A 25,938-nucleotide genomic window follows, 5' to 3' on the forward strand; every position below is an offset into this window, starting at 1 on the left:
CTGCATGCCAGTATTTCAGGAGCGGCCGCAGATACAGTGCGATACAAACCTGCTTGCCGATCCGTTTCGCCCCGCCGCGCGCACCATGAAAAAAGGCGTGCCTCGCAGGGCACGCCTCTCCATCCGCTTCGCACGGCCATGTCACGTCACGGCGCAAGCCGCGTGAACACGTAGTCGTGGTTCTTCACCCGCGCCTGGTGACACGCAAAGCACGTCTGATGCTGGCCGATATCGGCCGGCACGCCGTTGATGAAGCGCCCGAAGCCCCAGCCGCCCGTCGATGCATAGCGACGCGAGTCCTTCACCATCACCTGCACGGTCGTCGCCTGGCCGGGCACCGTCGCCGGTGCGAACTCGTCGGACTGCTTGCGCTTGTACGCGAGCTTCACGAGGATCGTGCCGTCAGGAAACGGCAGCGTTGCCTGTTCAAGCGCGCGGATCGCAACGGGGTTGCCGAGCACCACGCGCAGCTCGTCGAGCGGTGCGGCCTCTTCGGCCGGCGCAACCATTTCCCACTTCCGGTAGCCGGGCGGGATCGTCACGCCGTAGATCGGCGATGCGGCCGCAGCCGGCTTCGGCTGCTCCGCGAATGCGGCCGGACCGCTCGCCGACAGCGCGCCGCCCAGCAGCACGCCCGCGACGAGCGCACGGCGCGCGCCGCGACGCCAGACACCCATGCCAGCCCGCATCACAGATGCTCCACTTGCAGGATCGCATCGGCAAACGCCTGCGGCGCTTCCTGCGGCAGGTTGTGGCCGATGCCGCCGGTGATCGTGCGGTGCTGGTACTTGCCCGTGAACCGCTTCGCATACGCGGCCGGCTCCGGATGCGGCGCGCCGTTCGCATCGCCTTCCATCGTGATCGTCGGCACCGTGATCGCGGGCCCGGCCGCCAGACGCCGCTCGATGTCGTCGTACTGCGCCTCGCCCTTCGCGAGCCCGAGGCGCCAGCGGTAGTTGTGGATCACGACGGCCACGTGGTCGGGATTCTGGAACGACGCGGCCGAGCGTGCATAGGTTTCGTCGGAGAACTGCCACTTCGGCGACGCGAGTTGCCAGATCAGCTTGTTGAACGCGTCGCGGTTCGCCGCGTAGCCGAGTTCGCCGCGCTCGGTCGTGAAATAGAACTGATACCACCACTGGAATTCGGCCTGCGGCGGCAGCGGCTTGCGGTTCGCCTCCTGGCTGCCGATCAGGTAGCCGCTCACCGACACCAGCGCCTTCACGCGCTGCGGCCACAGCGCCGCGATGATGTCGGCCGTGCGCGCGCCCCAGTCGTAGCCGCCGAACACCGCGCGGTCGATCTTCAGCGCATCCATCAGCGCGACGATGTCGACGGCCGTCACGGCCTGCTGGCCGTTGCGCACCGTGTCGGCCGAGCGGAACGTCGTCGAGCCGTAACCGCGCAGGTACGGCACGATCACGCGATAGCCGGCCTTGACGAGCAGCGGCGCGACGTCCGCGTAGCTGTAGATGTCGTACGGCCAGCCGTGCAGCAGGAACACGACGGGGCCTTGCTTCGGCCCGAGGTCCGCATACCCGACGTTGAGCACGCCCGCGTCGATCTGGTGGATCGTGCCCAGCGACGCGACGCCGGCCGGGCGCTTCCCGGCCGGTGCATCGGGCGCCGACTGCGCGTGCGCGAGCGCGCTGAAGCCGAGGTCGGCAAGGCTCAGGCTCGCCAGCGTCGAGCCCAGGATCAGGCGGCGGCGGGTGTTCACGGTATCAGGCATGACTCGTTCTCCAATGTCGATCGCTAAGGAAGGCGCCCGCGGCACGTGCGGGCATTCAGGTGTCGCCGTTCGCAGCGGCGGCGCAGGGCTCCGCGCCGCCGTGTGAATCGCTTCACCGGCTTTATATCCGAACCATCCGGAGGTTTTGTATCCCAACGTATCTGTGTGCGAACACGACACACAGCGATTCAAAAATCGCATGAAAAGCCCCGTTTCCGGGCAGCCGCGCGGCACACACGGCTGCCGGATGCGGGTTCTTCAGAACAGCTTGGCGATCGCGGGTACGCTGAGCACCGCGACGTAGTAGCCCATGAACTGCACGCCCGTGTTGAACGCGAACAGGCGCGACAGCATTCCGCCGAACAGGCCGATCGTCACGATCACGGCGAGCCCCAGCAGTTGCCCCTCCCACACGCCGATCACGACGATCAGCCCCGCGAAGGTCGCGATGATCGCTTCGTGGCTCAGCTTGCGTGCGACGAACGACGCCGCGCGGTGCGCGTGGTGCATCGCGAGCGGATACGCGATCAGCGCGGCCAGCAGGATCGACAGCAGCCCGTAGCCGAGGAACTCGGGCCAGCTCATCAGCGTATGCAGGTTGTGGATCTGCCCGCTCGCCGCGTCGACCGTGAAGCGCGGCGGCGCATTGAACAGCGGTGCGGCCGGGCCGGCCGCCACCGGGCTCAGCGGCAGCCCGAACGCGATCAGCGGAATCAGCGCCTCGGCGATGTAGGTCGCCTCCGTCACGCCGTTACGCGCGGCGATCACCGTCGTCAGGCGCTGGTACGCATGGCGCACGCGCGCGCCGACGATCTCGCCCATCAGCACCGTCATCGCGACCGGGCTGAACACGAACGTCGCGCTCGACACGGCGGCCGTGCCGACCGTCCACGCGACCTGCTCGCGGTCGAGCACCTTCAGCGGATTCGGGAAATAGCCGCGCCAGCTTTTCACGTCGGGCGCGAGCACGAACGTCGACGGCCCGTCGCGGCGCATGCGCCGCCGCTCGGCCGGCGACAGTATCGAGAACAGGTCGGCCACCAGCGGCCCGATCGCGATCCCGAGGAAGTAGCTGACACTCAGCTTCACGCCGTAATGGCCCGTCAGCGCCTGCAGCCCGACCACCAGCATCACGAACGGCACGAGCAGCAGCACCGATGCCCAGCGCCCCGCCGAGAAGTACGCGATGCCGATGGCCGCCGCGAGGAACACCCACGGCGCGGCCTTCGCGATCGCGGCGCCGAACGGCGCGAGCAGCGACGCGAACAGCACCGCGAGCGGCAGCGCGACGAACGCGGCGACGATCGCACCGGAGATCATCTTGCGCAGCGCGATGTGCGGCACGCCGAGCGCGCGCAGCAGCGTCGCCTGCTGCAGCAGCGGCGCGGCCATCGTGTCGCCGGGAATGCCGAGCAGCGCAGTCGGGATCGAATGCGTGATGTGCTTGGCCACCGCGCCCGCGAGGAAAAACGTGAAGACGCCGGCCGGCGGCACGCCGAGCAGTGCGACGAGCAAGGTGAGCGGCGCGATCGTCGTCGTTTCGTCGGTGCCGGAGATCAGCCCGATGCCGGAGAACACGATCGCGCCAAGCAGCCCCATCGCGAACGTGGCCGGCAACGCATGCAGCAGCGCGTCCATCAGCGGCCTCCCGCGCGTGCGCGCTCGGACGATGCGTCGTACGACGCAAAGAGATCGAGCAGCCCGAGTTCCTCCATCTCGGCGCGCGCGCTGGCCGACAAGTCGCTCGTCGAGCCGAGCCCGCCCGATGCTTCGGCGAGCTGCCGCAGTGCCGCGTCACGCTCGGCGCCGCCCGCCGCGTGTTCGATCACCGTGCGTTTCGGCTTGAACAGCACCGCGCAGATCGTACCGGCCAGCAGGCAGCCGGCAAGGCCGATCAGCATCGCGTATGCGCGCGCGATCGCCACGTCGTGGACGAACGATGCGAGCACCACGCGGCCGATCTCGAACGCGCCAAGGCTGATCGCAATGCCCAGCAACACCGACCACGCGAGATGTTTCGTCGCCACGGTATCGCCCCACACCTCGACGAGCGTCGTGGCCGCCGCATCGGCGCCGGCCAACGACCGGGCGCGATGCGGCGCGGTTGCGACCGCGCTTGAACCGGTCTGTTCCATGTGTCTCCTCCTGGATTGATAGGTCGCCGGTCTGGCCGGCGTGGCGCGCTGCACGCCGCGTGGATTGCGCGGCGTGCAGTCTACGCGTCAGCCGCCGCTGCGGCCCGCGAGCAACTCGACCGCGAAGTCGGTGCGCACGTCGTTCGCCGCGACCATCTGCTGCGCGATCCGGTCGATGTCGGCACCGGTCGCACCCGCTGCGACGGCGATGTTGCGCGCATGCAGCGCCATGTGGCCGCGCTGGATGCCTTCGGTCGCGAGCGCGCGCAGCGCACCGAGATTCTGCGCAAGCCCGACCGCCACGGCAATTTCGCCGAGTTCCTGCGCGGACGTCACGTTCATGATCTTCAACGCGAGACGCGCGAGCGGATGCGTCTTCGTCGCGCCGCCGACGAGCCCGACCGGCATCGGCATTTCGATCGTGCCGACGAGGTCGCCGTTGGCGGCCTTCTCCCACGTCGTCAGCGACGTATAGCGGCCGCTGCGGCTCGCATACGCATGCGCGCCGGCTTCGACCGCGCGCCAGTCGTTGCCGGTCGCGACCACGACCGGATCGATGCCGTTCATGATGCCCTTGTTGTGTGTCGCGGCGCGGTACGGGTCGGTTGCCGCGAACACGTACGCGTCGATCACGCGGTCGATCACGTCTTCGCCCGAATAGGCATCGGTCGCGAGCGTGGCGGCCGAGTACCGTACCTCTGCCCGGGCCAGCCGGAGATCCGCGAGGTTGGACAGTATCCGCAACCGTACCTGGCCCCCCGTAATGGCTTCGATGCGCGTCGCAACCGTTTCGGCCATCGTGTTGACCGTGTTCGCGCCCATCGCGTCGCGCACGTCGACGATCAGGTGCGCGACGACCATCGCGCCGCGCGGCGTGTCGGGGAATACATGGACCTCGATGTCGCGGCAGCCGCCACCGAGGCCGACGAGCACCTTGTCGCGGCTGTTCGCGAGGGCGATCAGTTCGGCCGCGTGCCGCAGGATCGCGAGCCGCGCGCCGTACGGATCGTCGACGCCGATCACCTGCACCTGCGCACGCATCAGCGGGCCGCTGCTCGACGTGCGGAAGCCGCCGGCCGCACGGGACAGCTTCGCCATATACGATGCGGCCGCAACGATCGACGGCTCTTCGACGGCCATCGGCACGATCACGTCACGGTCGTTGATCCGGAAGTAGCCGGCCACGGCCATCGGCAGTTCGAACGTGCCGATCACGTTCTCGATCATCCCGTTCGCGGTGTCGAGCGGCAGCGCGCCCGGTTTCGCGAGCAGCGCATGCTCGGCATCGTCGAGCCCGACGGCGCGGGACAGGTGGGACAGGCGTTGCTCGGGCGTGAGCGAGCGGAAGTTGGGCAAGGCGGAATCGATGGACATGATGGGTCTGCTGTTTCGGGGTGGCGGTGTGGCCCGTCGGCGCTTGCGGCGGGCAGCGGATAGCCGAATAATAGTCACGCTGTACCCATTGAAAAGGTACAGAAGGCGCAGACAGTCACCCAACCGTACCCATTACAGCGGGCCGGCCCGACGGAGCATTCCGATGAAACAGCGTGCAAGAGCCAGCCTGTCTGGCGCGATGGCGGACAATCTCGCCAGACAGATCGAGGAAGGTGTGTTGCCGGCCGGCGCGAAGCTGCCTTCGATCAGGGAATACGCTGAGGCGTCCGGCTGCTCGAAGAACACCGTGATCAGCGCGTTCGAGATGCTCGCGGCCGACGGCCTGATCGAGCCGCGCCGCGGCTCGGGCTTCTTCGTCACGCGGCGTGCGGCAGCCGCGCCCGAGATCGACGAGCCAAGCTCGCTCAACCGCGCGATGGACATCGTGTGGCTGATGCGCGAGCAGCTGCACGTGAAGCCCGACGTGCTCAATCTCGGCGAAGGCTTCCCGCCGATCGAGTGGCTCGAGGAAACGCGGCTGAACCAGTACCAGCAACGCATCATGCGCACGAGCGCGGCGTCGCTGTTCCGCTACGGCAGCCGCTTCGGCTACCTGCCGCTGCGCCAGTCGCTGCAGCAGAAGCTCGCCGGCTACGAGATCGAAGCGCCGCCCGCGCAGATCGTGCTCACGCACGGCGCGAACCAGGCGATGGACCTCGTGCTGCGCTACTTCGTGCGCCCCGGCGACACCGTGCTCGTCGACGATCCCGGCTACTACCCGCTGTTCGGCAAGCTGAAGCTGAGCGGCGCGAACATCGTCGGCGTGCCGCGCGAGATCGACGGCCCCGACGTCGCGAAGCTGGCCGAGCTTGTCGCCGCGTACCGGCCGAAGCTGTTCTTCACGCAATCGGTCGGGCACAACCCGACCGCGACCGATACGAGCGCGGCCAAGGCGCACCGCATCCTGCAGCTCGCCGATGCGCACGACCTGATCATCGTCGAGGACGATGCGCTCGCCGACCTGCGGCCGCGTTCGCTCACGCGCATCGCGACGCTCGACCAGCTGCGCCGGACCATCTATATCGGCAGTTTCTCGAAATCGGTGTCGGCGGCGTTGCGTGTCGGGTTCCTTGCTTGCAATGCCGCGCTTGCCAGCGATCTCGCCGACGTGAAGATGCTGACGCACGTCAGCAGCTCGGAATACTGCGAGCGCACGCTCGATGCAATCGTCAGCGATGGCCACTTTCTCCGGCATACGAATCATCTTCAGGAGAAGCTGCGGCGTGCCACGGGCACTGCGCTCGATGCGCTCGGCCGTCTCGGCGCGGAGGTCTATCGGCCCTGTGACCAGAACCTGTATCTGTGGGCCGCGCTACCCGGCTGGCCCGATTCGATGCAGCTCGCGCAGGCGATGCTGGAGCGCGGGGTGATTCTCGCGCCGGGCGCGGTGTTTTCGCCGCAGGCCGAGTGGCCATCGAGGTTTTGCCGGTTCAACGTTGCGTATCTCGCGGACAAGCGGTTCGCGCAGGCGTTGCAAGCGATTGCGTAGCGCCGCGATGCACGGCCCGCCCATGCCGCGCGTGGACAGACGCGAATCACCAGACGCATCGGGGGGTCTTCTCCGACAGGAAATTCAACGACTCACGACGTAAAACACCCGCATCCAACGCCAATTACCCACCAACGCTCATCAATCGACTGCTTCGTTATTTTTCGGCCGATGTTCCTGATATGCTCGCCCGGGACGAACCGTCCTGCTCGTTTTTGCGCGAGCGGGACCGTCATGTCGCGCTCATCGTGAAAACGCGCGACACGCATACGCTCGATCGCCTCTCCCCCGAAAACGTCAAACGGAGCCCCGACATGAGCCCATCGATAGATTGCCGGTACGAAGAATCGTCATTCACGTCGGACGTGGACGGCACCAGGATCTTTCTGCGGAAATGGATGCCGGTGGCCAGCGACGGACCGCGAGCGGCGGTGCAGATCACGCACGGAATCTGCGAACATGGCGGCCGCTACGACGGGCTCGCCCGCCATCTGGCCGCGCGAAACTGCGTCGTGTTCGCGCTCGATCTGCGCGGGCACGGTCACACCGCCGGGGTCGCGGCGCTCGGGCAGGCCGGGCTCACCGCCTGGTCCGACATGACGACCGACATTGCTCAGTTGTCCCGCTTGATCGGCACGCAGTATCCCGGCCTGCCGTTGATCGCGTTCGGCCACAGCATGGGCTCCGCACTCACGCAATCGCACATCCAGAACCACGGCAACCTGCTTGCGGGCGCGGTGCTGTGCGGCACGATGGGCGCATTGCCCGGCGTCGACGGCGACACGCTGGACCAGCTCAAGGCCGTGGCCCATTCCGCCGAAGGCAACCATCCCGCGATGCTGTTCGGCTCGGTGCTGCAGGCATTCAACGCCCCGTTCGTCGCTCACGGGCAACCGTCGACGGGCTGCGAATGGATGACGGCGGACCCGGCAGAGATACAACGCTTTCTCGACGACGAACTCTGCGGCAAACCGTTTTCCAACAGCATGTTGTACTCGGTGCTCGAAGGCTTCCACAGCCTGTGGATCCCCGAACATGAATCGCGGATTCCGGTGGACCTGCCGATCCTGGTGATCGCCGGAACCCGCGACCCGGTCGGCGAAAACACGCTGTCGATCCAGTCGCTGATTACCCGATACATGCGCCACGGGCACCTGGCGCTGGCCTACCGGTTCTATCCGGGCGACCGGCACGAGATATTGAACGATCACGACCGGGACCTCGTTCACCAGGATATCGATGCGTGGCTCGACGGCGTGCTGCGCCGGCATCGGCACGAATCGGCGTGATCCGGATCGGCGCGGCCGATCATGAGGAACGCGAAGGAGAGGAAACATGAACCGGTTGCTGGAAATTCGCACCTACCGCCTGAAGCCGGGAACCTTGCACGCATTTCATCAGGCCATGCACCAGCTCGCCGCTCCCATGATCCGTGCGCACGGAATGGACGTCGTGTATTACGGCCGTTCCGATCACGAAGAAGAGAGCTACTGTCTGGTGCGTGCCTATGCCGATCGCCAGTCGCTGGAGACGGAACAGGCAGCGTTCTACAACTCGACGGAATGGCGTGAAGGCCCACGCCAGGCGCTCGTCGTGCACATCGAGACGTACCTCAACACGTTGCTGTGGATGGGTGACGACGCCGTCGAAAGCCTGCGCATGCTCAATCCGTCGTGACGGTCGGCCGCGCGTGAGCGCATAACGGCGAACGCGGCCCGCACAACCACCGGCCCGCGTTCGCCATTCCCCCGCTTACCCGCGCCGCAGCGGCCGGAACCCGGCACGCACCTCACGCGCAAACAGCTCCGGCTCTTCCCACGCCGCGAAGTGCCCGCCCTTGTCGACTTCGTTGAAGTAGATCAGGTTGTGATAACTGCGCTCGGCCCAGCTACGCGGCGCTTGATAGATCTCCCCCGGGAACACCGTAATCGCCGCCGGCAGCGAGATGTCCACCGCGTTGAAGTTGTTCGAGTGATCCTCCCAGTAGATCTGCGCGGCCGACGTCGCGGTGTTCGTCAGCCAGTACAGCGAGATGTCGTCGAGAATCTCGTCGCGCGGAATCGAGCGCTCCGGCACGCCACCGCTGTACGTCCACTGCGAGATCTTGTCGTACATCCACGCCGCCTGCCCGGACGGCGAATCCGCCAGCGCGTAACCGACCGTCTGCGGCCGCGTGACCATCATCGCCGAGTAGCCGCAGTTGTCGCGATAGAACGTCGCGAGTTTCTCGTACGCGGCCTTCTCGTTCGGCGACAGCGAAGCCGGCGCGGGCGAATCCGTCGCGAGCAGCGTCGCGATATCCGGCGGCACCGTCGCCGGCATGTTCACGTGAATCCCGGCCAGGCCCTGTACGCGCTGCATCGCCATCCGGTGCGAGATCACCGAGCCGCAGTCGCCGCCCTGCGACACGAAGCGCGTATAGCCGAGCCGCGCCATCAGCTCGCCCCATGCACGCGCGATGTGATCGGAGCCCCAGCCCGTCCTGGTCGGACGGCCCGAGAAACCGAAGCCCGGCAGCGACGGCACGACAACATGGAACGCATCGTCCGCGCTCGCGCCGTGCGCGGTCGGGTCGGTCAGCGGGCCGATCGCCTTCAGCAGCTCGAAGATCGAACCGGGCCAGCCGTGCGTCATGATCATCGGCATCGCGTTCTCGTGCCGCGAGCGCACGTGGATGAAATGAATGTCGAGCCCGTCGATCTCGGTGACGAACATCGGGAACCCGTTCAGGCGCGCCTCGCCCTTGCGCCAGTCGTAGTCGGTGCCCCAGTAGCGCAGCAACGCCTGCATGCGCGCGAGCCGCACGCCCTGCGATTCGTCGGCGACGGTCTCGCGGCCCGGCCAGCGCGTCGCCGCAATGCGGCGGCGCAGGTCGGCCACGGCTTCATCGGGAATGTGCGCGGTGAACGGGCGTATGCCGCTCGCGCCGGTCGCGGCATGCAGCGCGGTGGGCAGCATCGCCGAGACCCCGGCAACCACGGAAGTGGCCAGCAGGTGGCGGCGCATCGGGGAAAACGGTGTGGAAGACATCGTTCGGCATCTCCTTTCGTGAAGTGGAAAGTGAACATGCCGCGCGCGGGATCGCGCCCAGGCTTTCAGTCCGGCGCGCCCTCGTCACGCGGCGTCGCCCATTTGAAAGGTCTGATGTATCCCGGATTTGTCTGATTTGTACGCGTTTGTAGCCTTGCACCGCGAGCGGCCCGCGCCGCCGCTCGCTCGTCGATTGCGACGCTCAGAGCGCCTTGACGATCGCGCCGTCGACGCGAATGTTCTGGCCGGTGATGTAGCCCGCGCCGTCCGACAGCAGGAACGCGACCGTCTTCGCGATCTCGCCCGTCTTGCCGAAACGGCCGGCCGGAATGCGCGCGACGATCTCCGGCGTTTCCGGCCAGCTGTCGATGAAGCCCGGCAGCACCGCGTTCATCCGGATGTTCTCGGCCGCATAGCGTTCCGCGTACAGGCGCGTCCACGCGCTCAGCGCCGCACGCAGCGCCGACGACACCGGCATCGGCTGCTCGGGCGCGTCCGCCGCGAAGCTCGAGATGTTGACCACCGCGCCGCCGCCATGCTTCTGGAAGACCGGCGTCACGCGGCGCATCACGCGCACCACGTTCAGCAGGATCAGGTCGAGCCCCGCGTGCCAGTTGTCGTCGGTGATCGCCAGCAGGTCGCCCTTCGGCGGATGGCCGGTGTTGTTCACGACGGCGTCGATCCGGCCGTAGCGCGCAACCGTTTCCTGCACGAGCTTGTCGATATCGGCTTCTTCCGTCACCGAGCCCTGGATGCCGAAGCCGCCCAGTTCCTCGCCGAGCGCCACCGCGCTGCCCGACGGCGACATCAGCGCGACGCGATAGCCCGTCGCCGCCAGTTCGCGCGCGATCGCCGCGCCCATGCCCTTGCCCGCCGCCGTGATCAACGCCACTTTTTCTACAGTCACGATTTGCTCCTCGTTCCGATTCTGCCGCCGCGCAGCCGCCATTCGGCGCGCCATGGTGGTAATGTAGGCGCATCAATTCCAGCTGTCGAACCAGTATTTCTGCCGCCAGCCGATAGTTTTTCTACAGCCTGACGATGCCGCCACGCCCTTCCCGCCTGCCGCCGCTGAATGCGCTTCGTGCGTTTGAAGTCTCCGCACGGCACCTCAATTTCCGCGCCGCCGCCGACGAGATCGGCGTCACGCAGGGCGCCGTCGCGCAGCAGGTGCGCCACCTCGAGGACGTGCTCGGCCTGAAGCTGTTCGAGCGCCTGCCGCGCGGCCTTGCGCTCACGCACGACGGCGCCGCGTATTTCTCCGACGTGCAGCGCGCGCTGCACGCGATCGCCGACGCGACCGACAAGCTCGTGAAGCGGCGCGCGGCGCTGACGATCAGCACGACGCCGTCGTTCGCGTCGAAGTGGCTGATCCCGCGGCTCGCGCACTTCACCGACGCTCATCCCGACTACGACGTGCGCGTGATCGCCGATCCGCAGATCGCGACGTTCCGCCACGACGGCGTCGATCTCGCGATCCGCTACGGCAAGCCGCCGTTCGGCAAGCATCTCGTCACGCATGCGCTGTTCCCGCTCGATGTGTGTGCGGTGTGCAGCCCTGCCGTGCTGGCCGCTCCGGCTTCACCCCGTGCGCTCGCCGGTCAGGTGCTGCTGCATGATGCGCACGATTTGTGGCCGGAGTTCCTTGAAGCGATGCCCGAACCGGTCGACATCGATCCGCACAAGGGGCTGCGCTTCAACCAGACGTCGCTCGCGATCGATGCGGCCGTCGCCGGCCAGGGCATCGCGCTTGCAACCGATCCGCTCGTCGAGCGCGACCTCGCCGCCGGGCGGCTGTGCAAGCCGTTCGATTTCGCGTTTCCGCTGTCGATGGGGTTCTATCTCGTGTATCCGGCCGAGCGCCGTGACGACGATGCGATTGTGGTGATGCGCGAGTGGATGACCGGGCAGGCGGCGTCGGACGGGCGGCCTTGAGCGGCTTGAGCGCCTCGAACGTGCTGCGTCAGCGTCAGGGGGCGATCCAGCGCGCTGCGTAGCCGCTTTTGCCGTACAGGTCGAACACCGCCCGACGATGCCCTGCTCGCGCAAGTTCGAGCCAGTCGATGCGCGTGACCGTCATGCGGATCAGGCAGAAATTTTCGTAGCCGTCGCCGGTTGGCGCGGTGCTGTCGAGATGCGCTGCTTCCGGTGAGTCGATCACCGTGCCGGGCGGCAACGGCGCGCGATACAGCAGCAGCGTATGCGGACGGCTCGATTCCCAGATCGCACGCCGTTGCGCTTCGTCTTCGCAGATCGACGCAACGCCTTCCGCGCGAATCTGCACGAGCGCGTCCAGATCGTTCGCGACGATCGAGATGCGCGGATCGCGGCGTAACTCGGCGACTTTCTCCGAACGCGCATCGGTATGAAACGACAGCACGCGATCGGCACGGCTCACCTGACGCAATACGATCGTCCGCACCTTCGGCGCGCCATCGAGGCCGAGCGTGGCCGCCTGCAGCATCGTGAACGGCGAGCGGTTCATGCTCACGCCGGATTCGAGGCAGGACCAGACGCGGTCATACGCTTGCGCGAGCGATTCGGAAGTCGGGTCGGACATGAGGAGGCGGCGGCGATCGTCGGTGTTTCGATCGCGGAAGATTACCCGTTTGTTCGAGCGACGGCTCGCGTGCGACGCGAGCCGCCGTGCTTGTGCCGCTCAGTTATAGCCGAGCACGACCGGCGCGGCGTCGCCGGCATCGGTCGCCGGCTCCGCGCCGAAGCGGCCGAGCACGTCGGCTACATACTGCGGCCCGGCGCTGATCTGCGACGAGCGATGCTTGGCCGGCCGCTTGTCGCCCGCGCCTGACGCTGCGCCGATCGATGCCGTTTCGTTGACGGTGATATTCACGTTGATGTCTCCTCACGCGGCCAGCGCCGCACCATACGCGCGCACGAGGCGCGCGACGCCTTCCCGGATCGCATCGACGTCCGGCGCGGCGAACGACAGGCGCAGCGACGCTGCGTCGACGTTGTCCGCGAAGAACGCCTTGCCGGGCACGAACACGATCTTGTTGGCGATCGCCTGTTGCAGCAGCACGTCCGACGACACCGCGCCGATCCGCGCCCACACGAACATCCCGCCTTCGGGACGATGGAATTCGATCGCATCGCCGAACCCGTCGCGCAGCGCGTCGCACATCGCGTCGCATTTGCGCTGGTACGCGGCCGTGATGCGCGGCAGATGGCGTTCGAGCGCGCCGTCGGCCAGGTATTCGGCGGCGGTGGCCTGCGTCCACGGTGTGCTGCACAGGTCGACCGTCTGCTTCGCGATCACGCAGCGCCGCGTGATCTCGGCCGGCGCGATCGTCCAGCCCACGCGCAGCCCCGGTGCGACGATCTTCGACAGGCTCGCGAAATGCACGATCCAGTCGCGCGCGCCGTCCACTTCCCCGGCCAGCGCGAGCATCGACGGCACGGCTTCGCCCGCGAAACGCAGGTCGCCGTACGGATCGTCCTCGATGATCAGGAAACGGTATTGCACCGCGAGACGCAGCAGCTTCAGCCGGCGCTCGCGCGTGAGCGTCGCGCCGGTCGGGTTCGCGAAGGTCGGGACGGTGTAGAGCAGCTTCGGCTGCGCGATCGCGCCGGACGCGAGCCGGGCCGCGAGGCGATCGACGTCGAGGCCTTCGCCGTCGACGGGAATCGTCACGATGCGCGCCTGTTGCAGACGCATCGCCTGCAGCGTGGCCGGATAAGCCGGCTGTTCGGTCAGCACGACGTCGCCGGGCGACACCATCACGCGCAGCAGCAGGTCGAGGCCTTGCTGCGAGCCGGTCGTGACGAGCAGTTCGGCCGGTGTGCACGCGACGCCGCGACGCGCCATCAGCCCGATCAGTTGCTGCTTCAGTTCGGCGAGGCCGTCGGTCGGGCCGTATTGCAGGCAGCGCACGGGCTGCGCGTACGCACGTTCGGCCGCCGCGTTCAGGCCGTCGACGTCGAACAAGTCGCTGGCCGGATAGCCGCCCGCGAAGGAAATCATGCCCGGTTCGGACAGGTACTTGAACAACTCGCGGATCGGCGAGCCGGCGGGGTTTTGGAATGAGGGAGTGAACGCGTACATGTCGTCGTGGGCTGGAGGGCGCGGACGGCCGGGATAGCCGTCAAGTGCCGGCCACCGCGGCGCTTCTGGCGCCACGGCGGTGAATTCGAGCCACGATTGTCGATAGTCATTAAGGGCTCGGCAAACGATATCTATGCACTAGGTCTTGCGGTTTGGTCATCAAATGGGGGGCTGCGGGCGGCACGGAATGCGGATTTGATGCATGTTTCGGGCAAGCGCTTCCCAGGCTCACGCATTCCCGCGCATGTCCTGCACGGCCGCTTCCGCAGCCTGGATCCCGGAAAGCATGGCCGTGGGTACGCCATACCCCGGGAATGTCGTTTGTCCGCCCAGATAGAGGCCCCGCAGCCCTGTCCGATGCGGAAAGAACTTGTCAGGCGTCGTGCCCGGCGCAATCCCGTAGAGCGCCCCTTCGTACAAATGCCGTCCGCTCGCGAAATCCTGCGGATCCGCGACGCGGACACGTTCGATGCAGAGGCCGGGAAGATGCGCCCGTAGCGCATTGAGATAGTCGCCGACCGCAGCCTCTGTCATCGCGCTTGTCCATTCCGATGCGGCGTGGATGCCCGTCGCCGGCGCATACAACTCCAGCACGGTCTTGCCGTTCGGCGCCAGCTCCGGCAACACCAGCGACGGACAGGTATAGGCAAGCCAGTGAGGCACGCCAGGCGTCGATGCGTGCAAGGCCCCCTGCTGCCGCATCGCTGGAACGCGATTGGTGATGAAGGCGCGCGGCGGCACCGCGCCCGAACCGCCCACCTGAATCGAGATCGCACGATGCGACAGCGGTGCCGCGCGAGCCTTGTGCGCCAGCCCCCGCGGCACCGCATGGTCGGGCAACAGGTGGCGCACCACGTCGAAACCCGAACACGTCGCGACGACGCAATCTGTCGAGATGCGCTCACCGTCGGCAAGCACGATGCCCCGGGCGGCCCCGTTCTCCACGATGATTTCGCGGACATGGGCACCGAACCGGATCGGCACCGACCGTCTGGACAGTTCGCGCGTCATCGCGGAACTGATCGCGCCCATGCCTGCACGGGGTAGATGGAACCCCTCTTCCAGCATCGCAATCAAGCCAATGATCTGCGTGGCCGGAAGACGATCGGGGGCTTGCCCGGTATAGAGCAGCGTCGAGGCAACAGCCGCCTGCAGGTCTGCGTCGGCAAAGTGCGCTTCGATCAGGCGACTGGCGTGCCCGCTCATGCGCGGCAGGTAGCGCCACAGTTTGCTCAACGTCCGCAGGAGCGAAGGCTCCTGCGGCAGCACTTCATCAACCAGCGTACGGTAGACGGGCCCCCATTGCCGCTGGAGCCTGCCAAGGCCGTCACGCAGTTGCCGTGTCCGCGAATCCGCCCGATCGCCTTCCACATAGGACGCATCGGCGCTGGACAGATGAACGGCCGTTTCATTCTCCAGATGCGTGACGTGAGGTCGCTCGATGGCCACCATCGGAACGTCGCGATCGAAGTCGAGACCGAGGCGCTGGAAAGACGCGCGAATCAGCGACGGCACCGCGACATACATCGCGCCGTTGTTGAACGTGAAGCCGTCGCTCGTCGCGGTGGAGCAGCAACCACCTGCTTCGTCCGATGCTTCCACGACGACGACCGATCTGTCGTTGCGTGCCAGCAGCAGTGCAGCGGACAGGCCGGCGAGGCCTGCACCGATCACGACGGCGGGCTGTTTGTCATTGCGCGTCATGCGATCCCTCACGCCATGATTCGCGTGTGTCGGGAAACGTGTGACGGGCATGCCAATTGCCATCCATTCGAATCAGCCGGACCGAGTTGAGGCCGAGTGGATCGGGCGCAATCCCCCGCATGCGCGACCACAGTTCAACCCAGACGGGCGCGCAGGTGACGGCGATCACGTAAGGATCATCCGGCCCGTTCGGAAACCAGGTGAACAGCGACTCCTTCCAGATGCGTTGCTTCAACGCGGTATCGGCGGAGACGACCGGAACGGTTCCGATCGTCACGTATCCCCGGTCGGCCATACTGAGAAAGGACAGGCTGATCGCACTCCCCCGGCAAATCTCCAACGCTTTACGCGTTCTCGAGTCGGTCATGAATCGAATCGTGAGGTCGTTCCCGATTTCCAGGATTTCGACGACCCTGGAGTTGATCTGACCGGACGCGTCGTTCGAAGACACAAAACAGAGCGTGCAGTTGCTGACGATTTCACGTGCTTGTTGAAAGAGCTGGTCGGCATTCATGGCGATGTTGGACAGCGTTTCGGAAGACACTCTAGAACCGGGAAGATCCGGCAAACGAAAGTACGCTGACGCCGCTTTCACGAAAGCGGTTTGGCGGACGACAACGCGTCGGCGCCCACCTTCGCGGAATCAACGTACGAGATGGCATGCAGACCCGCGCCAAGCGCGAACACTGCCGCGAGGATCCAGCTCAGGCGCGTTCTGGCAAACAGCACCGGTTGTGCAATCGCCCTCAGCAACCAGAATCCGCTGCCTGCCAGCGCGAGCGGCCCCTGGCTTGGCGTTGCAGCCAGGACAAGCGATGCCGCGTAGACAACGAACACGTAACTCAGCATCACGTTAAGTGTCTGGGTAATGCCCTGATTGAGTCGCCCGCTTCTCTCCAGAGACCGCGGCCACTTGAACCAGCGCCAGAAGGTCAAATGGAACAACGCGAAGCCGAGGTCGTACAGCGCGCTGAGTGAGGTCGATAGCGTTTGATGCACTGACGTCGCTCCAATGGCGGGTGTTGAACATCGAGGGTTTCGCGTGGCGTCGGCCTGGCACGGTATCGGTCGGCTCTGCAGGAAACGTCGTTTTATGCACTTTGTGCAACTGTATACGTCGTGCATTATTTTGGCAACATGCGTCGACGATGTTCGCTCGCGTTTCGATGCATGCCGTTTCATCGGACGTGGCGCAGCCTCACGGGCCTTGAGGTCGTGACAGTTGTTGGAGGTGGCAGTGCGTGTGAGTCGCGGCGTTCGCAGCGATGGCCAGGGTGGTATCGTCCCGGCGGTCAGTCGCGTTTGGGAAACGACTGCGTCGCAGTCGCTAGAGCCGCATCAGGCAGATCTTGAAAGGGGCATAGGGGCGACCGTCCCCGGTCAGGATCGGGGTCCGGCCACTCTCGCAGCGCCAACGGCTGTCGTTCGGCATGATCGTTCGGGTAACGTCGTTGACGTGAAGGTACCAGATGGCGCTCGAGTACGGCCTCGATCGCATCACCTTCTATGACAACACTGGGGAGGGCAAGATGTCCGTCCCTTCCGCGACTGTTGATTGGATGCGGGCACGCATGCCGTTCCTCAACTAAATCGCTAGTGCAAGTCGTCGACGATGCGCGGACAGATAACGGCGGCAGCCAAGGAACGCCGCGCAGCGCACGTTCGGCCGCGTGTCGCCCGGTACGACGTCGATCTACGTGTTGCCGCAAGAGGCTCTGATGCGCCGCAACGCGGCGAAGTATCACTCGAGGCCCACGCGCGAATCCAGAATCGTGGGCCGCATCGCATCAACGCGACGAGCACCCGTGCAGCAGGACCATTCTCAGCGAAGCCAAATTGGAATTCTCGCCGCGACCCAATCGAGCGTGGTGGGCGGCATCGAGATCGACCTTTCACTGTCGTATTCATCCGATGCGTCGAAGTAGATCAACTTGCCATCACGGAACGTGATCGGCTCGTAGCCCGGCCGCCCGCCCCAGAAAACGAAAGACAGCCGAGTGGCCAACGTCGATCCGTAAGCATCCGATACGACGATTTTGATCTGCTCATTTTGATCAGCGAAAAAGCCGCTTCCGTGGCGACCGCTTCCGCAGATATTCACGATGTAGGTCGTGCCGTCGACCTGTTTGATACCACCGTTCATCTTGACGTTGTAGTTGAAGCGCTGGCAATCGGTATCGTCAGTCATGATCCCGCGAAAGCCGACCAGGTAGACGAACGCAAAAAACCGAGCGTGACGATCGCCAGACCGACACGCTTCGATCGGCTGAACCGGTTGAAATTTCTGACAAGCCTGTACAGGTAGAACCCGAAGAGGATCGACGTGATGGCGAAGATCGCGTGCTTCGTATTCATGGCCGCGACAAGTATGATCCCGTTCCTCACGTTGAGCGGCAAGAACAGCCACCCGATATCGACAACCAGGTATATGGCGATCACAGACAAGGCCACTTTGAGGATGGTCATGGTCGCTTTCATTACTCGGCCGAATTGGTCCTGGATACGGTGTCAATTTTCAGAATGATCGGCTTGTCCAGCTTGATGAGTTTGGGCTTACTGTAGACCATGAAGTCACCGCCACGATTACGCACCGATCTCCAGTGCCGGTATGTCTTGTTATGCACTGGCCAGTAGACATCCTTCGCCCGAAATTTCCGAAAGCGAACACACCCGACAACGCCCGAGTAACATCTCCAATGCTTTCCGGAATATAAAAGTCGCGGCTCCATCTGGTAATACGGGACTTTTTTGACAACTGGCATGGATGGATAGCACCTCTGAATGAACCGGCGCCAAAATAATCGATGCTCAAGTACGTCCGCAATAGTAATTAAAACAACTGTTAAAAGAGTCCGATTAGACGAAAGACGTGAAGCTTGGGACAACAAATAAGGGGCGATTGATATGGGTGGCCTTGTCTCTGGCCGCTCCAACTTCGCGTTCTCGATCTCGATCTCGATTGTCGTCTTGTCGAGCCATTGAGGCGACCGTCACTGTTTCCAGGCGTATCGGGCAGGCGCAGAGAGCACTTCCTCGCCTGTGGTTCAGCCGGAACCTTGACTGCCATTCCGCCGCAACAGAATCCGCGCGTTCACGCCAGCGTCGTCAAGGATGGAACCGGCAGCGAATTCGCCAGAACTTGATAAAGTGACCTGAGCGGCCCGCATGATCCAGTCCGCTTTTCTTCGCCGGCGCGCGTACGCATCCAGACACGGCGGAAACATCGCGCACAAGCCGAACTCAACGATCGACGACACGACCAACCTGGAGAGGTCACATGGGGTACGTCATACATCAAGAAGTCCCGTCAGTATCCACGTACATCGAGACTCGCCTTGCTGCAGGATTGAGCCGAAAATCCGGGCAGGCCGCAACGCTCGGTTTGAAGAATGGCCTCTTCAGCGTCGTGGCGTACTGGGGGAGCGCTCCGGTCGGAATCGGCAGGGTGATCGGCGACGGCGGCTGTTTCTTCGAGATCGTGGATATCGCAGTATTGCCGGCTCACCAGAAGAAAGGCGTGGGCGATCTGATCATGCGAGCGCTCATGCGCTACATCCACGAGAATGCGCCGCCGACCGCCTATGTCAGTCTGATGGCGGATCACGGGACGCCGAAGTTCTACGAGCGCTACGGCTTCCAGCCGTCGGTGCCTCCCGAGAAAGCGGGCATGTTTCTGCGCATTGAATGACACCGGCAATGCTCAGAGATCTCCGCGCACCTCACCGGTTCCCAGCGCGCTCCGCTGCCGGTTGACTTCCGCCCAAAGCGCATCGCTGTCGTCAGCGCGCAGCAGGACCATGCAGTCCAGCTGATTGTCGGTCACGCCGAAGTATTCCAGGATTTCCCGGCGAACCGCATCGACGAACTGCGCGTATTCCGGGCTTGCCTGCGCCTGCGCGTGCAAGGCGTCGTACGCTGCATCGTCCGCGTCGCTGTCATGCTCGTCGATGTAGCGCGAGATCCACTGGTCCAGTTCGCGGTCGTAATCGGCCTCGGCGCGCATCGCCTGTACAGCCGTGTAGAGATCCAATTGGGCAAACGCGGCGATCGCCGCCGTTGTCGCCTCGTCGAAGGTCGTCGTCATTCCATCTCTCATGTTGGTCATGGCACATCGTCGCACACGCCGAATGCCGACAAACGCGGGGCGGCCGTTGCCGCCCCGCTCCCGCCAATCGATCAGCCCGCCACACCCCGATTAGCCTCGATCACCGTCAGCGCGGCCATATTCACAATCCGCCGCACGGTCGCGCTGGAAGTCAGGATGTTCACAGGTGCATTGACGCCCAGCAGGAACGGCCCCACCGCCACATTGCTCCCCGCCTCGGTCTTCAGCAGGTTGTACGCGATATTCCCCGCATCCACATTCGGACAAACCAGCAAATTCGCCGCCCCCTTCAACGGCGACATCGGCAGCAGCTTCGCACGCAGCCCTTCATCCAGCGCACAGTCGCCATGCATCTCGCCATCGGCCTCGATATCCGGCGCCTGCTCCCGCACGATCTCCAGCGCCCGGCGCATCTTCACGCCCGAAGCCGCGCTCCCTGACCCGAAATTCGACCGCGACAGCAGCGCAACCTTCGGCGTCAGGTTCAGCCATTCCATCTGCCGCGCCGCCGCGATCGTGAACTCCGCGATCTGCTCCGCATCGGGGTTGTCGTTGACGTGCGTATCCACCAGCGCGACCGTGCGCTGATCGAGCAGCAGGATGTTCATCGCCGCGTAGGTCGACGCGCCGGGCTTCTTGCCGATCACTTCGTCCACGAACCGCAGGTGATTGTGATACTCGCCCACCGTTCCGCAAATCATCCCGTCCGCATCGCCGAGCTGCACCATCATCGCGCCGATCAGCGTCAGGCGGCGGCGCATTTCCACCCGCGCCATTTCCTTCGAAATGCCGTCGCGGCACCGCAGTTCCCAATACTTCGTCCAGTACTGCGGGAAGCGCTCGTCATATTCCGGATTGGTCACTTCGACGTCCTGACCGAGTCGCAGACGCAGGCCGAATCGCTCGATGCGCGCCAGCAGCACCTCCGGACGCCCGACCAGAATCGGACGCGCGAGCTTCTCGTCGACGATCACCTGCACCGCACGCAACACGCGCTCGTCCTCACCTTCGGTGAACACGATCCGCGCCTTGCCGCCGTCACGCACCAGCTGACGCGCGGTCGCGAACAGCGGCTTCATGAACGCGCCCGAGTGGTAAACGAACTGCTGCAGCTGCTCGACATACGCGTCGAGATTCGCGAGCGGACGCGTCGCCACGCCGCCTTCCATCGCCGCCTTGGCCACGGCCGGCGCGATCCGCACGATCAGGCGCGGGTCGAACGGCTTCGGAATCAGGTATTGCGCGCCAAACGACACGTCGTACGCGCCATAGGCCGCCGCGACGACTTCGTTCTGCTCTTCCTCGGCCAGCCCCGCGATCGCGTGAACCGCGGCGATTTCCATTTCGCGCGTGATCGTCGTCGCCCCCACATCCAGCGCGCCCCGGAAAATGTACGGAAAGCACAGCACGTTGTTGACCTGGTTCGGGTAGTCCGAGCGGCCCGTCGCGATGACGACATCGTCGCGCGTCTCGTGCGCCAGTTCCGGGAAGATTTCCGGCGTCGGGTTGGCCAGCGCGAGAATCAGCGGACGCGCCGCCATCGCCTTCAGCATTTCCGCCGTGAGGATGCCGCCGACCGACAGCCCCAGGAACACATCCGCGCCGCCGATCACCTCGGCAAGCTTGCGCGCATCGGTTTCCTGCGCGAAGCGCGACTTGGCCGGGTCCATCAGCGTGGTGCGGCCGCGATAGACGACGCCTTCGATGTCGGTCACCCAGACGTTTTCCACCGGCAACCCGAGGTCGACCAGCAGGTCCAGGCACGCCAGCGCGGCTGCGCCGGCGCCCGACGTCACGACCTTCACTTCCTTGATGGACTTCCCGACGACCTTCAGCCCGTTGATGAACGCGGCGGAAACGGTGATGGCCGTGCCGTGCTGATCGTCGTGGAAGACGGGAATCTTCATGCGTTCGCGCAGCTTCTGTTCGACCGTGAAGCATTCCGGCGCCTTGATGTCCTCGAGGTTGATGCCGCCGAACGTGGGTTCGAGGCCCGCGATGATGTCGACCAGCTTGTCCGGATCGGTCTCGTTGATCTCGATGTCGAACACGTCGATCCCGGCGAACTTCTTGAACAGGACAGCCTTGCCTTCCATGACCGGCTTCGATGCGAGCGGGCCGATGTTGCCCAGGCCGAGCACCGCCGTGCCGTTCGTGATCACGCCCACCAGGTTGCCGCGGCTCGTGAAACGGTGCGCCTGCAGCGGATCGGCGGCGATCGACTCGCACACGCTCGCCACGCCGGGCGTATAGGCCAGCGCCAGATCGCGCTGAGTCACCAGCGGCTTGCTCGCCACGACCGAGATTTTCCCGGGGGTCGGAAACTCGTGATAGTCGAACGCGGCCTGCTGCTGTGTCTCTGTCTGTTTCATGTTTTGGGTCCCGGCGTGGGCGCCAGGCCAGTCCCGGCGCGATCCATGAAGGTGATTCTAGGGATCCACCATAACGTGATGATTCTGTTTTAATATCGGTCCATCACTTTTTCATGATGAATACATGACCAGTCAATGAATTTTGACGCAAACGACGTGGTCAGGCGGCTGGGCGCTCGTCTGAAGATTCGGCATCTGGTGCTGTTGCTGCAGATCCAGCAGCACGGGTCGCTGACGCGCGTCGCCGAGCACATGGCCAGCAGCCAGCCAGCCGTGACGAACGCGCTGTCCGAGCTGGAGAGCATGTTCGGCACGCCGCTGTTCGAGCGCTCGTCGCGCGGCATGCGGCCCACCGCGCTCGGCGCGGTCGTGCTCGAGCGGGCGAAGGCGATGATCAAGGATCTCGATCACCTCGCCCGCGAGATGGAGGCCGTCGCCGCCGGGCATGCGGCCCATCTGCACATCGGCGTGATTCCGTTCATCTCCGGGCACATGCTGTCGGCCGCGCTGAAGCGGTTGCAGGCACGGATGGAGCGACGGCTGACCGTGACGATTCACGAAGGCACCAGCGATCAGCTGCTGCTGCAGCTCAGGGATCACAGCGTCGATATCGTGATCGGGCGCGCGTCGTCGGCGATCGATCTGGGGCCGGTTTCGTTCGAAGTGCTGTACCAGCAGCAGCCGCGCATGATCGCGAGCCGGCGTCTTGCGGCCAAGCTCGCGCGCACGCCGCTGGACTGGCACAAGCTGCACGCGCTCGACTGGATTCTCGGCGCGCCGCATACGCCGATGCGGGAACAGGTGGCCGACCTGTTCCTGTCGGCCGGCATCGCGCCGCCCGTGCCGATCGTCGAAAGCTACTCGTCGAAGCTGATCGGCGAAATGATCGCGTCGAGTGATGAGGCCGTGTCGATCGTGCCGGCCGATATCGCGGAAGAACTGGTGCGGATTGCGGGCGTGGCGATCGTGCCTTACTCGCTCGTGTGGACGCTTCCGCCGATTGCGCTGTTCACCCGCTCCGCCGATTCGCATTCACCCGCGCGGGATCTGCTCGTCGATGCGCTGCGCGGGGTGTGCAAGGAGACGTACGGGGAAGCGCAGCGATAAGGGCATCTTGCGCTGAAGGCCAATCAACGCGATCGACCGGAACAGCGCGTTGTCATCCGCAAAACCGGCATTGGCCTGAACCATCGATTCCGGCTGAATAGCCGGACCGCGTTCACGGCCCGGCATGACCGGACTCCGTCGCATACGTGTCACGATAGTCCGACGGCGACATGCCGTAACGCCGCCGAAACACGCGCCCGAACGCAGCCTGCGACGCGTATCCCGCTTGCTCGGCGATCTTCGAAATGCGCAGCGTCGACGAAGCAAGCAGGTGCGCGGCAAGGTCCATGCGCCAATTCACGAGATAGCGCATGGGTGTCTCGCCCATGACATCGACGAACTTCTGGGAAAACGCGGAACGCGACTGCCCCACCCGCCTGGCCAGCTCCGGAACACTCCATTCGTAGCCGGGATCGGCATGCAACAGCGACAGCGCCCGATTCACCGCGGGGTCGCCCAGCGCAGCGGCCCAGCCGCGCCTGGCCGGATCGCCGCTTGCCATGTGACGCCGGATCAGCCAGATGAACATCAGCTCCGCCGTCTTCGACAGCATGACTTCGCTGCCCACCGACGGCGCCTGAAGTTCGAGATCGATCGCGCCGATCGTCGTCGGGATCCATTGGGTTGACGGTCCGGAACCAGCTTCGGCTTGCTCGCATCCCCGCACGGCCATCACGTCCGGCAAACCACGGGCGAGAATATCGCCGCCGACGCCGTCGAACGTGAACGCGATGGTCACGATCCGCACGCCGGCCGGGCGCGGATCTCCAGGTGCCGCCGCGTGTGGCCGCGCGTCGATACGATGCGGCTGCCCTTTCATCAGCGCGACCACATCGCCGGACGCCAGTACGACGACCTCCCCGCTTCCGTTCACCACCAGCCTGCATGTGCCCTGCTGGACAGCATGGATGAACACGTCACTGCCTTCGAACACACTCGGCGCCGCGACGCCCGGACACGTCAATACGCTCACTCGACCGCGCACGCGCGCACGAGCATAAATCTCCGAGAACACATCTGGCGAATGCATCGAACGTCCTTGCGGTATGGGATGAGACTTCTCGCGCTTCGTGGCGTCTCGGCATAATCTTCGGCGTTTTGGCCGTAGATCCGACGGATACGCCATTCGATAATTTCAGCCGGCGTCGCCCGTCGCCCGATTCATCGAACGATCGGTCCGGCTGATGGGCGCTTGCCGATTATCAGCAGTCCGAACGCACAGCATGTCACGAATCGTCAAAAGACATTCGAACATTCGATCTCTACACTGAGGAGCATCTCGATGAACACCACGCCGACAATCTTGCTCGTCCATGGCTTCTGGGGCGGTGCCGCGCATTGGGCCAGGGTCATTGTCGAACTGAGCCGAAAAGGTCATCGGTCGATTCGCGCAGTCGAACTTCCGTTGACGTCGCTGGCCGATGACGTCGATCGTACCCGGAAAATGATCGCGCAGATTCAAGGCCCCGTTCTGCTCGTCGGACATTCGTACGGCGGGGCCGTCATTACCGAGGCCGGCAACGCGGACAATGTCGCGGGGCTTGTCTACATCGCCGCCTTCGCACCGGACGCCGGCGAAAGCCCCGGCGCAATCACGCAGCAGCATCTGCCGGCCGCGGCAGCCAACCTCGCGCCGGACAGCGATGGCTATCTGTGGGTCAAGGCGGACACGTTCCACGAGAGCTTTTGCCAGGACCTCGGCGACGACGACGGGCTCGTGATGGCCGTCACGCAAAAGGCCCCGCTGGCGAGCACCTTCGGCGACGCGATCACGTCGCCGGCGTGGAAGGTCAAGCCGTCGTGGTATCAGGTCTCCAGCGACGACCGGATGATCGCGCCGGAGAATCAACGGCGCATGTCCGCGAGAATGAATCCACGCAAGGTGATTACACTGCCGGCCAGTCACGCGTCGCTCGCGTCGCATCCTGTGGAAGTGGCCGCGCTGATCGACGAAGCGGCGGCCAGCGCTACCCGCTGACATGCTGCATTGACCGTCGTGCGATGCCCCCGGGCGGATGGGCTTCGGGGGCACGCAAGCTACTTGCTGGCCGCGAGGCGGCGCAGGATTTCCGCACGCTCGGCGGCGAGCACGCGATCCGAGCCGTCGCCCCGGCTGTAACGCTTGGTCGTGCGGTAGGAGAAGCGCTTCTTGTACTGACTGGTCGCGGGATCGAACGCCCACGCGTCAACGTCGAAGAAGTGCTTGCCGAAATGATCCTCGTCGTCGCCCCAGACAAAGTCCGCGCGGACAAACAGCGGATACGGCGAAACATCCGGCAGCTTCCACATCGCGCGGTCGGCAGACTCCGTTTGAGTGACTTGCGGCATCAGGTTCTCGATCTTGCCGTTCGCGCCGATACGCAGGATCGCCACGCGCTCCAGCATTCCGCTGCCGCCACCCGAGAACATCCCCGAGAAGAACACCCACGAGCCACCCGATGCGATCGGCAGCCGTTCGGACCGTGGATCCAGACCGAACTGGTACAGCTCCTTCGAAGAATGGGGAAGCGGCACCGGCGGCATCTCGAAGCACGGCGCATGGTCGGGGAGCACGCAAAGCTTCACGCCGGACAGCGGGAGGCCATCGCTATCGACCTTGCCTTCCGCCTGCGTGAAGCGCGGGAACGCGGATTCGGCGGATGCCGCCCGAACGGAGGCGATACCGACGACAGCCATGCCCAAGCTCACCGCGAGCGTTTTACCGATCCAGCGCATACACCACCCTCTCTCATTTTTTGAATGACGGAGATTGTCGATGATTCGATCA

At 64.9% G+C, this 25,938-nt stretch carries 27 protein-coding genes; 7 read left to right on the top strand and 20 right to left on the bottom strand.

The window, feature by feature from the left end; translation table 11 throughout:
• Positions 1–146: 146 nt before the first annotated feature.
• From ACWMMN_RS29670 to ACWMMN_RS29690, 5 genes are all read right to left on the bottom strand, one after another.
• On the bottom strand, positions 147–689 hold the full coding sequence (locus ACWMMN_RS29670; RefSeq protein ID WP_174993392.1) for a cytochrome P460 family protein: 543 nt from the start codon (positions 687–689) through the stop codon (positions 147–149).
• Positions 689–1,732, bottom strand: a complete 1,044-nt coding sequence (locus tag ACWMMN_RS29675; RefSeq protein ID WP_059237669.1) for an alpha/beta fold hydrolase — start codon at positions 1,730–1,732, stop codon at positions 689–691. Before ACWMMN_RS29675 ends, ACWMMN_RS29670 begins: the two co-directional genes overlap by 1 nt.
• A gap of 258 nt (positions 1,733–1,990) precedes the next feature.
• The gene (locus tag ACWMMN_RS29680) at positions 1,991–3,370 is read right to left on the bottom strand and encodes a tripartite tricarboxylate transporter permease (protein WP_486423521.1); all 1,380 of its coding nucleotides are present in this window, start codon (positions 3,368–3,370) and stop codon (positions 1,991–1,993) included.
• Entirely contained in the window at positions 3,370–3,867 is a 498-nt protein-coding gene (locus ACWMMN_RS29685; RefSeq protein ID WP_059237671.1) for a hypothetical protein, read from the bottom strand. Before ACWMMN_RS29685 ends, ACWMMN_RS29680 begins: the two co-directional genes overlap by 1 nt.
• An 87-nt stretch (positions 3,868–3,954) precedes the next feature.
• Entirely contained in the window at positions 3,955–5,241 is a 1,287-nt protein-coding gene (locus ACWMMN_RS29690) for a hydroxymethylglutaryl-CoA reductase, degradative (protein WP_059237672.1), read from the bottom strand.
• 163 nt (positions 5,242–5,404) lie between these two features.
• Between ACWMMN_RS29690 and ACWMMN_RS29695 the strand changes: the two genes are divergently transcribed.
• From ACWMMN_RS29695 to ACWMMN_RS29705, 3 genes are all read left to right on the top strand, one after another.
• Complete coding sequence (locus tag ACWMMN_RS29695) at positions 5,405–6,790, top strand: aminotransferase-like domain-containing protein (protein WP_486423522.1); 1,386 nt, start codon at positions 5,405–5,407, stop codon at positions 6,788–6,790.
• 182 nt (positions 6,791–6,972) lie between these two features.
• Positions 6,973–8,079, top strand: coding sequence for an alpha/beta fold hydrolase (locus ACWMMN_RS29700; RefSeq protein WP_486423523.1), 1,107 nt, complete (start codon positions 6,973–6,975; stop codon positions 8,077–8,079).
• 46 nt (positions 8,080–8,125) lie between these two features.
• Complete coding sequence (locus ACWMMN_RS29705) at positions 8,126–8,467, top strand: NIPSNAP family protein (RefSeq protein ID WP_059237675.1); 342 nt, start codon at positions 8,126–8,128, stop codon at positions 8,465–8,467.
• A 75-nt stretch (positions 8,468–8,542) separates the two neighbouring features.
• Here ACWMMN_RS29705 and ACWMMN_RS29710 read toward each other — a convergent pair whose 3' ends face one another.
• Both ACWMMN_RS29710 and ACWMMN_RS29715 read right to left on the bottom strand, forming a co-directional pair.
• Positions 8,543–9,820 (bottom strand): epoxide hydrolase family protein, encoded by a 1,278-nt coding sequence (locus tag ACWMMN_RS29710; RefSeq protein WP_486423524.1) that lies wholly within the window; start codon positions 9,818–9,820, stop codon positions 8,543–8,545.
• Between the two features lie 202 nt (positions 9,821–10,022).
• The gene (locus ACWMMN_RS29715) at positions 10,023–10,727 is read right to left on the bottom strand and encodes an SDR family oxidoreductase (RefSeq protein WP_256086785.1); all 705 of its coding nucleotides are present in this window, start codon (positions 10,725–10,727) and stop codon (positions 10,023–10,025) included.
• A gap of 134 nt (positions 10,728–10,861) precedes the next feature.
• Here ACWMMN_RS29715 and gcvA point away from each other — a divergent pair, with 134 nt between their 5' ends.
• Positions 10,862–11,755, top strand: a complete 894-nt coding sequence (gcvA, locus tag ACWMMN_RS29720) for a transcriptional regulator GcvA (protein WP_256086786.1) — start codon at positions 10,862–10,864, stop codon at positions 11,753–11,755.
• Positions 11,756–11,789: 34 nt separating this feature from the next.
• On the opposite strand, the gene ACWMMN_RS29725 is transcribed toward gcvA, so the two are convergent.
• From ACWMMN_RS29725 to ACWMMN_RS29765, 9 genes are all read right to left on the bottom strand, one after another.
• On the bottom strand, positions 11,790–12,380 hold the full coding sequence (locus ACWMMN_RS29725) for a pyridoxamine 5'-phosphate oxidase family protein (protein ID WP_059237678.1): 591 nt from the start codon (positions 12,378–12,380) through the stop codon (positions 11,790–11,792).
• 99 nt (positions 12,381–12,479) lie between these two features.
• Entirely contained in the window at positions 12,480–12,671 is a 192-nt protein-coding gene (locus ACWMMN_RS29730; protein WP_174993387.1) for a hypothetical protein, read from the bottom strand.
• Between the two features lie 12 nt (positions 12,672–12,683).
• Entirely contained in the window at positions 12,684–13,883 is a 1,200-nt protein-coding gene (locus tag ACWMMN_RS29735) for an aminotransferase-like domain-containing protein (RefSeq protein ID WP_174993386.1), read from the bottom strand.
• A gap of 228 nt (positions 13,884–14,111) precedes the next feature.
• On the bottom strand, positions 14,112–15,587 hold the full coding sequence (locus ACWMMN_RS29740; protein ID WP_059237681.1) for a phytoene desaturase family protein: 1,476 nt from the start codon (positions 15,585–15,587) through the stop codon (positions 14,112–14,114).
• On the bottom strand, positions 15,574–16,131 hold the full coding sequence (locus ACWMMN_RS29745; RefSeq protein ID WP_174993384.1) for a pyridoxamine 5'-phosphate oxidase family protein: 558 nt from the start codon (positions 16,129–16,131) through the stop codon (positions 15,574–15,576). Before ACWMMN_RS29745 ends, ACWMMN_RS29740 begins: the two co-directional genes overlap by 14 nt.
• 47 nt (positions 16,132–16,178) lie before the next feature.
• Positions 16,179–16,586, bottom strand: a complete 408-nt coding sequence (locus tag ACWMMN_RS29750) for a hypothetical protein (RefSeq protein WP_059237683.1) — start codon at positions 16,584–16,586, stop codon at positions 16,179–16,181.
• An 823-nt stretch (positions 16,587–17,409) separates the two neighbouring features.
• On the bottom strand, positions 17,410–17,775 hold the full coding sequence (locus ACWMMN_RS29755; protein WP_486423525.1) for a hypothetical protein: 366 nt from the start codon (positions 17,773–17,775) through the stop codon (positions 17,410–17,412).
• A complete protein-coding gene (locus ACWMMN_RS29760) occupies positions 17,772–18,053 on the bottom strand; it encodes a hypothetical protein (RefSeq protein WP_486423526.1) in 282 nt (93 codons plus the stop codon). Before ACWMMN_RS29760 ends, ACWMMN_RS29755 begins: the two co-directional genes overlap by 4 nt.
• Before the next feature lie 11 nt (positions 18,054–18,064).
• Positions 18,065–18,349: a DUF6402 family protein gene (locus ACWMMN_RS29765; protein WP_486423527.1), complete on the bottom strand. Its 285-nt coding sequence runs from the start codon at positions 18,347–18,349 to the stop codon at positions 18,065–18,067.
• Positions 18,350–18,864: 515 nt separating this feature from the next.
• Here ACWMMN_RS29765 and ACWMMN_RS29770 point away from each other — a divergent pair.
• Entirely contained in the window at positions 18,865–19,275 is a 411-nt protein-coding gene (locus ACWMMN_RS29770) for a GNAT family N-acetyltransferase (protein WP_340625359.1), read from the top strand.
• Positions 19,276–19,287: 12 nt separating this feature from the next.
• Here the strand turns inward: ACWMMN_RS29770 and ACWMMN_RS29775 are convergent, their stop codons facing one another.
• Both ACWMMN_RS29775 and ACWMMN_RS29780 read right to left on the bottom strand, forming a co-directional pair.
• Complete coding sequence (locus ACWMMN_RS29775) at positions 19,288–19,671, bottom strand: hypothetical protein (protein ID WP_059240818.1); 384 nt, start codon at positions 19,669–19,671, stop codon at positions 19,288–19,290.
• A 92-nt stretch (positions 19,672–19,763) separates the two neighbouring features.
• Positions 19,764–22,064 (bottom strand): NADP-dependent malic enzyme, encoded by a 2,301-nt coding sequence (locus ACWMMN_RS29780; RefSeq protein ID WP_023475384.1) that lies wholly within the window; start codon positions 22,062–22,064, stop codon positions 19,764–19,766.
• Between the two features lie 135 nt (positions 22,065–22,199).
• On the opposite strand from ACWMMN_RS29780, the gene ACWMMN_RS29785 reads away from it, so the two are divergent.
• Entirely contained in the window at positions 22,200–23,171 is a 972-nt protein-coding gene (locus tag ACWMMN_RS29785) for a LysR substrate-binding domain-containing protein (RefSeq protein WP_486423528.1), read from the top strand.
• Positions 23,172–23,283: 112 nt separating this feature from the next.
• On the opposite strand, the gene ACWMMN_RS29790 is transcribed toward ACWMMN_RS29785, so the two are convergent.
• Positions 23,284–24,201, bottom strand: coding sequence for a helix-turn-helix domain-containing protein (locus ACWMMN_RS29790; RefSeq protein ID WP_174993380.1), 918 nt, complete (start codon positions 24,199–24,201; stop codon positions 23,284–23,286).
• A 252-nt stretch (positions 24,202–24,453) separates the two neighbouring features.
• Here ACWMMN_RS29790 and ACWMMN_RS29795 point away from each other — a divergent pair, with 252 nt between their 5' ends.
• Positions 24,454–25,149 (top strand): alpha/beta hydrolase, encoded by a 696-nt coding sequence (locus ACWMMN_RS29795; protein ID WP_059237688.1) that lies wholly within the window; start codon positions 24,454–24,456, stop codon positions 25,147–25,149.
• A 59-nt stretch (positions 25,150–25,208) separates the two neighbouring features.
• Here ACWMMN_RS29795 and ACWMMN_RS29800 read toward each other — a convergent pair whose 3' ends face one another.
• Positions 25,209–25,886, bottom strand: coding sequence for a hypothetical protein (locus tag ACWMMN_RS29800; protein WP_059237689.1), 678 nt, complete (start codon positions 25,884–25,886; stop codon positions 25,209–25,211).
• Positions 25,887–25,938: the final 52 nt, after the last annotated feature.

Source organism: Burkholderia cepacia complex sp. TUM26381, assembly GCF_057439935.1.

Coding starts and splice junctions, on each gene's coding strand:
- ACWMMN_RS29670 (WP_174993392.1), bottom strand. CDS start 689: ATGCGGGCTGGCATGGGTGTCTGGCGTCGCGGCGCGCGCCGTGCGCTC.
- ACWMMN_RS29675 (WP_059237669.1), bottom strand. CDS start 1,732: ATGCCTGATACCGTGAACACCCGCCGCCGCCTGATCCTGGGCTCGACG.
- ACWMMN_RS29680 (WP_486423521.1), bottom strand. CDS start 3,370: ATGGACGCGCTGCTGCATGCGTTGCCGGCCACGTTCGCGATGGGGCTG.
- ACWMMN_RS29685 (WP_059237671.1), bottom strand. CDS start 3,867: ATGGAACAGACCGGTTCAAGCGCGGTCGCAACCGCGCCGCATCGCGCC.
- ACWMMN_RS29690 (WP_059237672.1), bottom strand. CDS start 5,241: ATGTCCATCGATTCCGCCTTGCCCAACTTCCGCTCGCTCACGCCCGAG.
- ACWMMN_RS29695 (WP_486423522.1), top strand. CDS start 5,405: ATGAAACAGCGTGCAAGAGCCAGCCTGTCTGGCGCGATGGCGGACAAT.
- ACWMMN_RS29700 (WP_486423523.1), top strand. CDS start 6,973: ATGCTCGCCCGGGACGAACCGTCCTGCTCGTTTTTGCGCGAGCGGGAC.
- ACWMMN_RS29705 (WP_059237675.1), top strand. CDS start 8,126: ATGAACCGGTTGCTGGAAATTCGCACCTACCGCCTGAAGCCGGGAACC.
- ACWMMN_RS29710 (WP_486423524.1), bottom strand. CDS start 9,820: ATGTCTTCCACACCGTTTTCCCCGATGCGCCGCCACCTGCTGGCCACT.
- gcvA (WP_256086786.1), top strand. CDS start 10,862: ATGCCGCCACGCCCTTCCCGCCTGCCGCCGCTGAATGCGCTTCGTGCG.
- ACWMMN_RS29725 (WP_059237678.1), bottom strand. CDS start 12,380: ATGTCCGACCCGACTTCCGAATCGCTCGCGCAAGCGTATGACCGCGTC.
- ACWMMN_RS29735 (WP_174993386.1), bottom strand. CDS start 13,883: ATGTACGCGTTCACTCCCTCATTCCAAAACCCCGCCGGCTCGCCGATC.
- ACWMMN_RS29740 (WP_059237681.1), bottom strand. CDS start 15,587: ATGACGCGCAATGACAAACAGCCCGCCGTCGTGATCGGTGCAGGCCTC.
- ACWMMN_RS29755 (WP_486423525.1), bottom strand. CDS start 17,775: ATGACTGACGATACCGATTGCCAGCGCTTCAACTACAACGTCAAGATG.
- ACWMMN_RS29760 (WP_486423526.1), bottom strand. CDS start 18,053: ATGACCATCCTCAAAGTGGCCTTGTCTGTGATCGCCATATACCTGGTT.
- ACWMMN_RS29765 (WP_486423527.1), bottom strand. CDS start 18,349: ATGCCAGTTGTCAAAAAAGTCCCGTATTACCAGATGGAGCCGCGACTT.
- ACWMMN_RS29770 (WP_340625359.1), top strand. CDS start 18,865: ATGGGGTACGTCATACATCAAGAAGTCCCGTCAGTATCCACGTACATC.
- ACWMMN_RS29775 (WP_059240818.1), bottom strand. CDS start 19,671: ATGACGACGACCTTCGACGAGGCGACAACGGCGGCGATCGCCGCGTTT.
- ACWMMN_RS29780 (WP_023475384.1), bottom strand. CDS start 22,064: ATGAAACAGACAGAGACACAGCAGCAGGCCGCGTTCGACTATCACGAG.
- ACWMMN_RS29785 (WP_486423528.1), top strand. CDS start 22,200: ATGAATTTTGACGCAAACGACGTGGTCAGGCGGCTGGGCGCTCGTCTG.
- ACWMMN_RS29790 (WP_174993380.1), bottom strand. CDS start 24,201: ATGCATTCGCCAGATGTGTTCTCGGAGATTTATGCTCGTGCGCGCGTG.
- ACWMMN_RS29795 (WP_059237688.1), top strand. CDS start 24,454: ATGAACACCACGCCGACAATCTTGCTCGTCCATGGCTTCTGGGGCGGT.
- ACWMMN_RS29800 (WP_059237689.1), bottom strand. CDS start 25,886: ATGCGCTGGATCGGTAAAACGCTCGCGGTGAGCTTGGGCATGGCTGTC.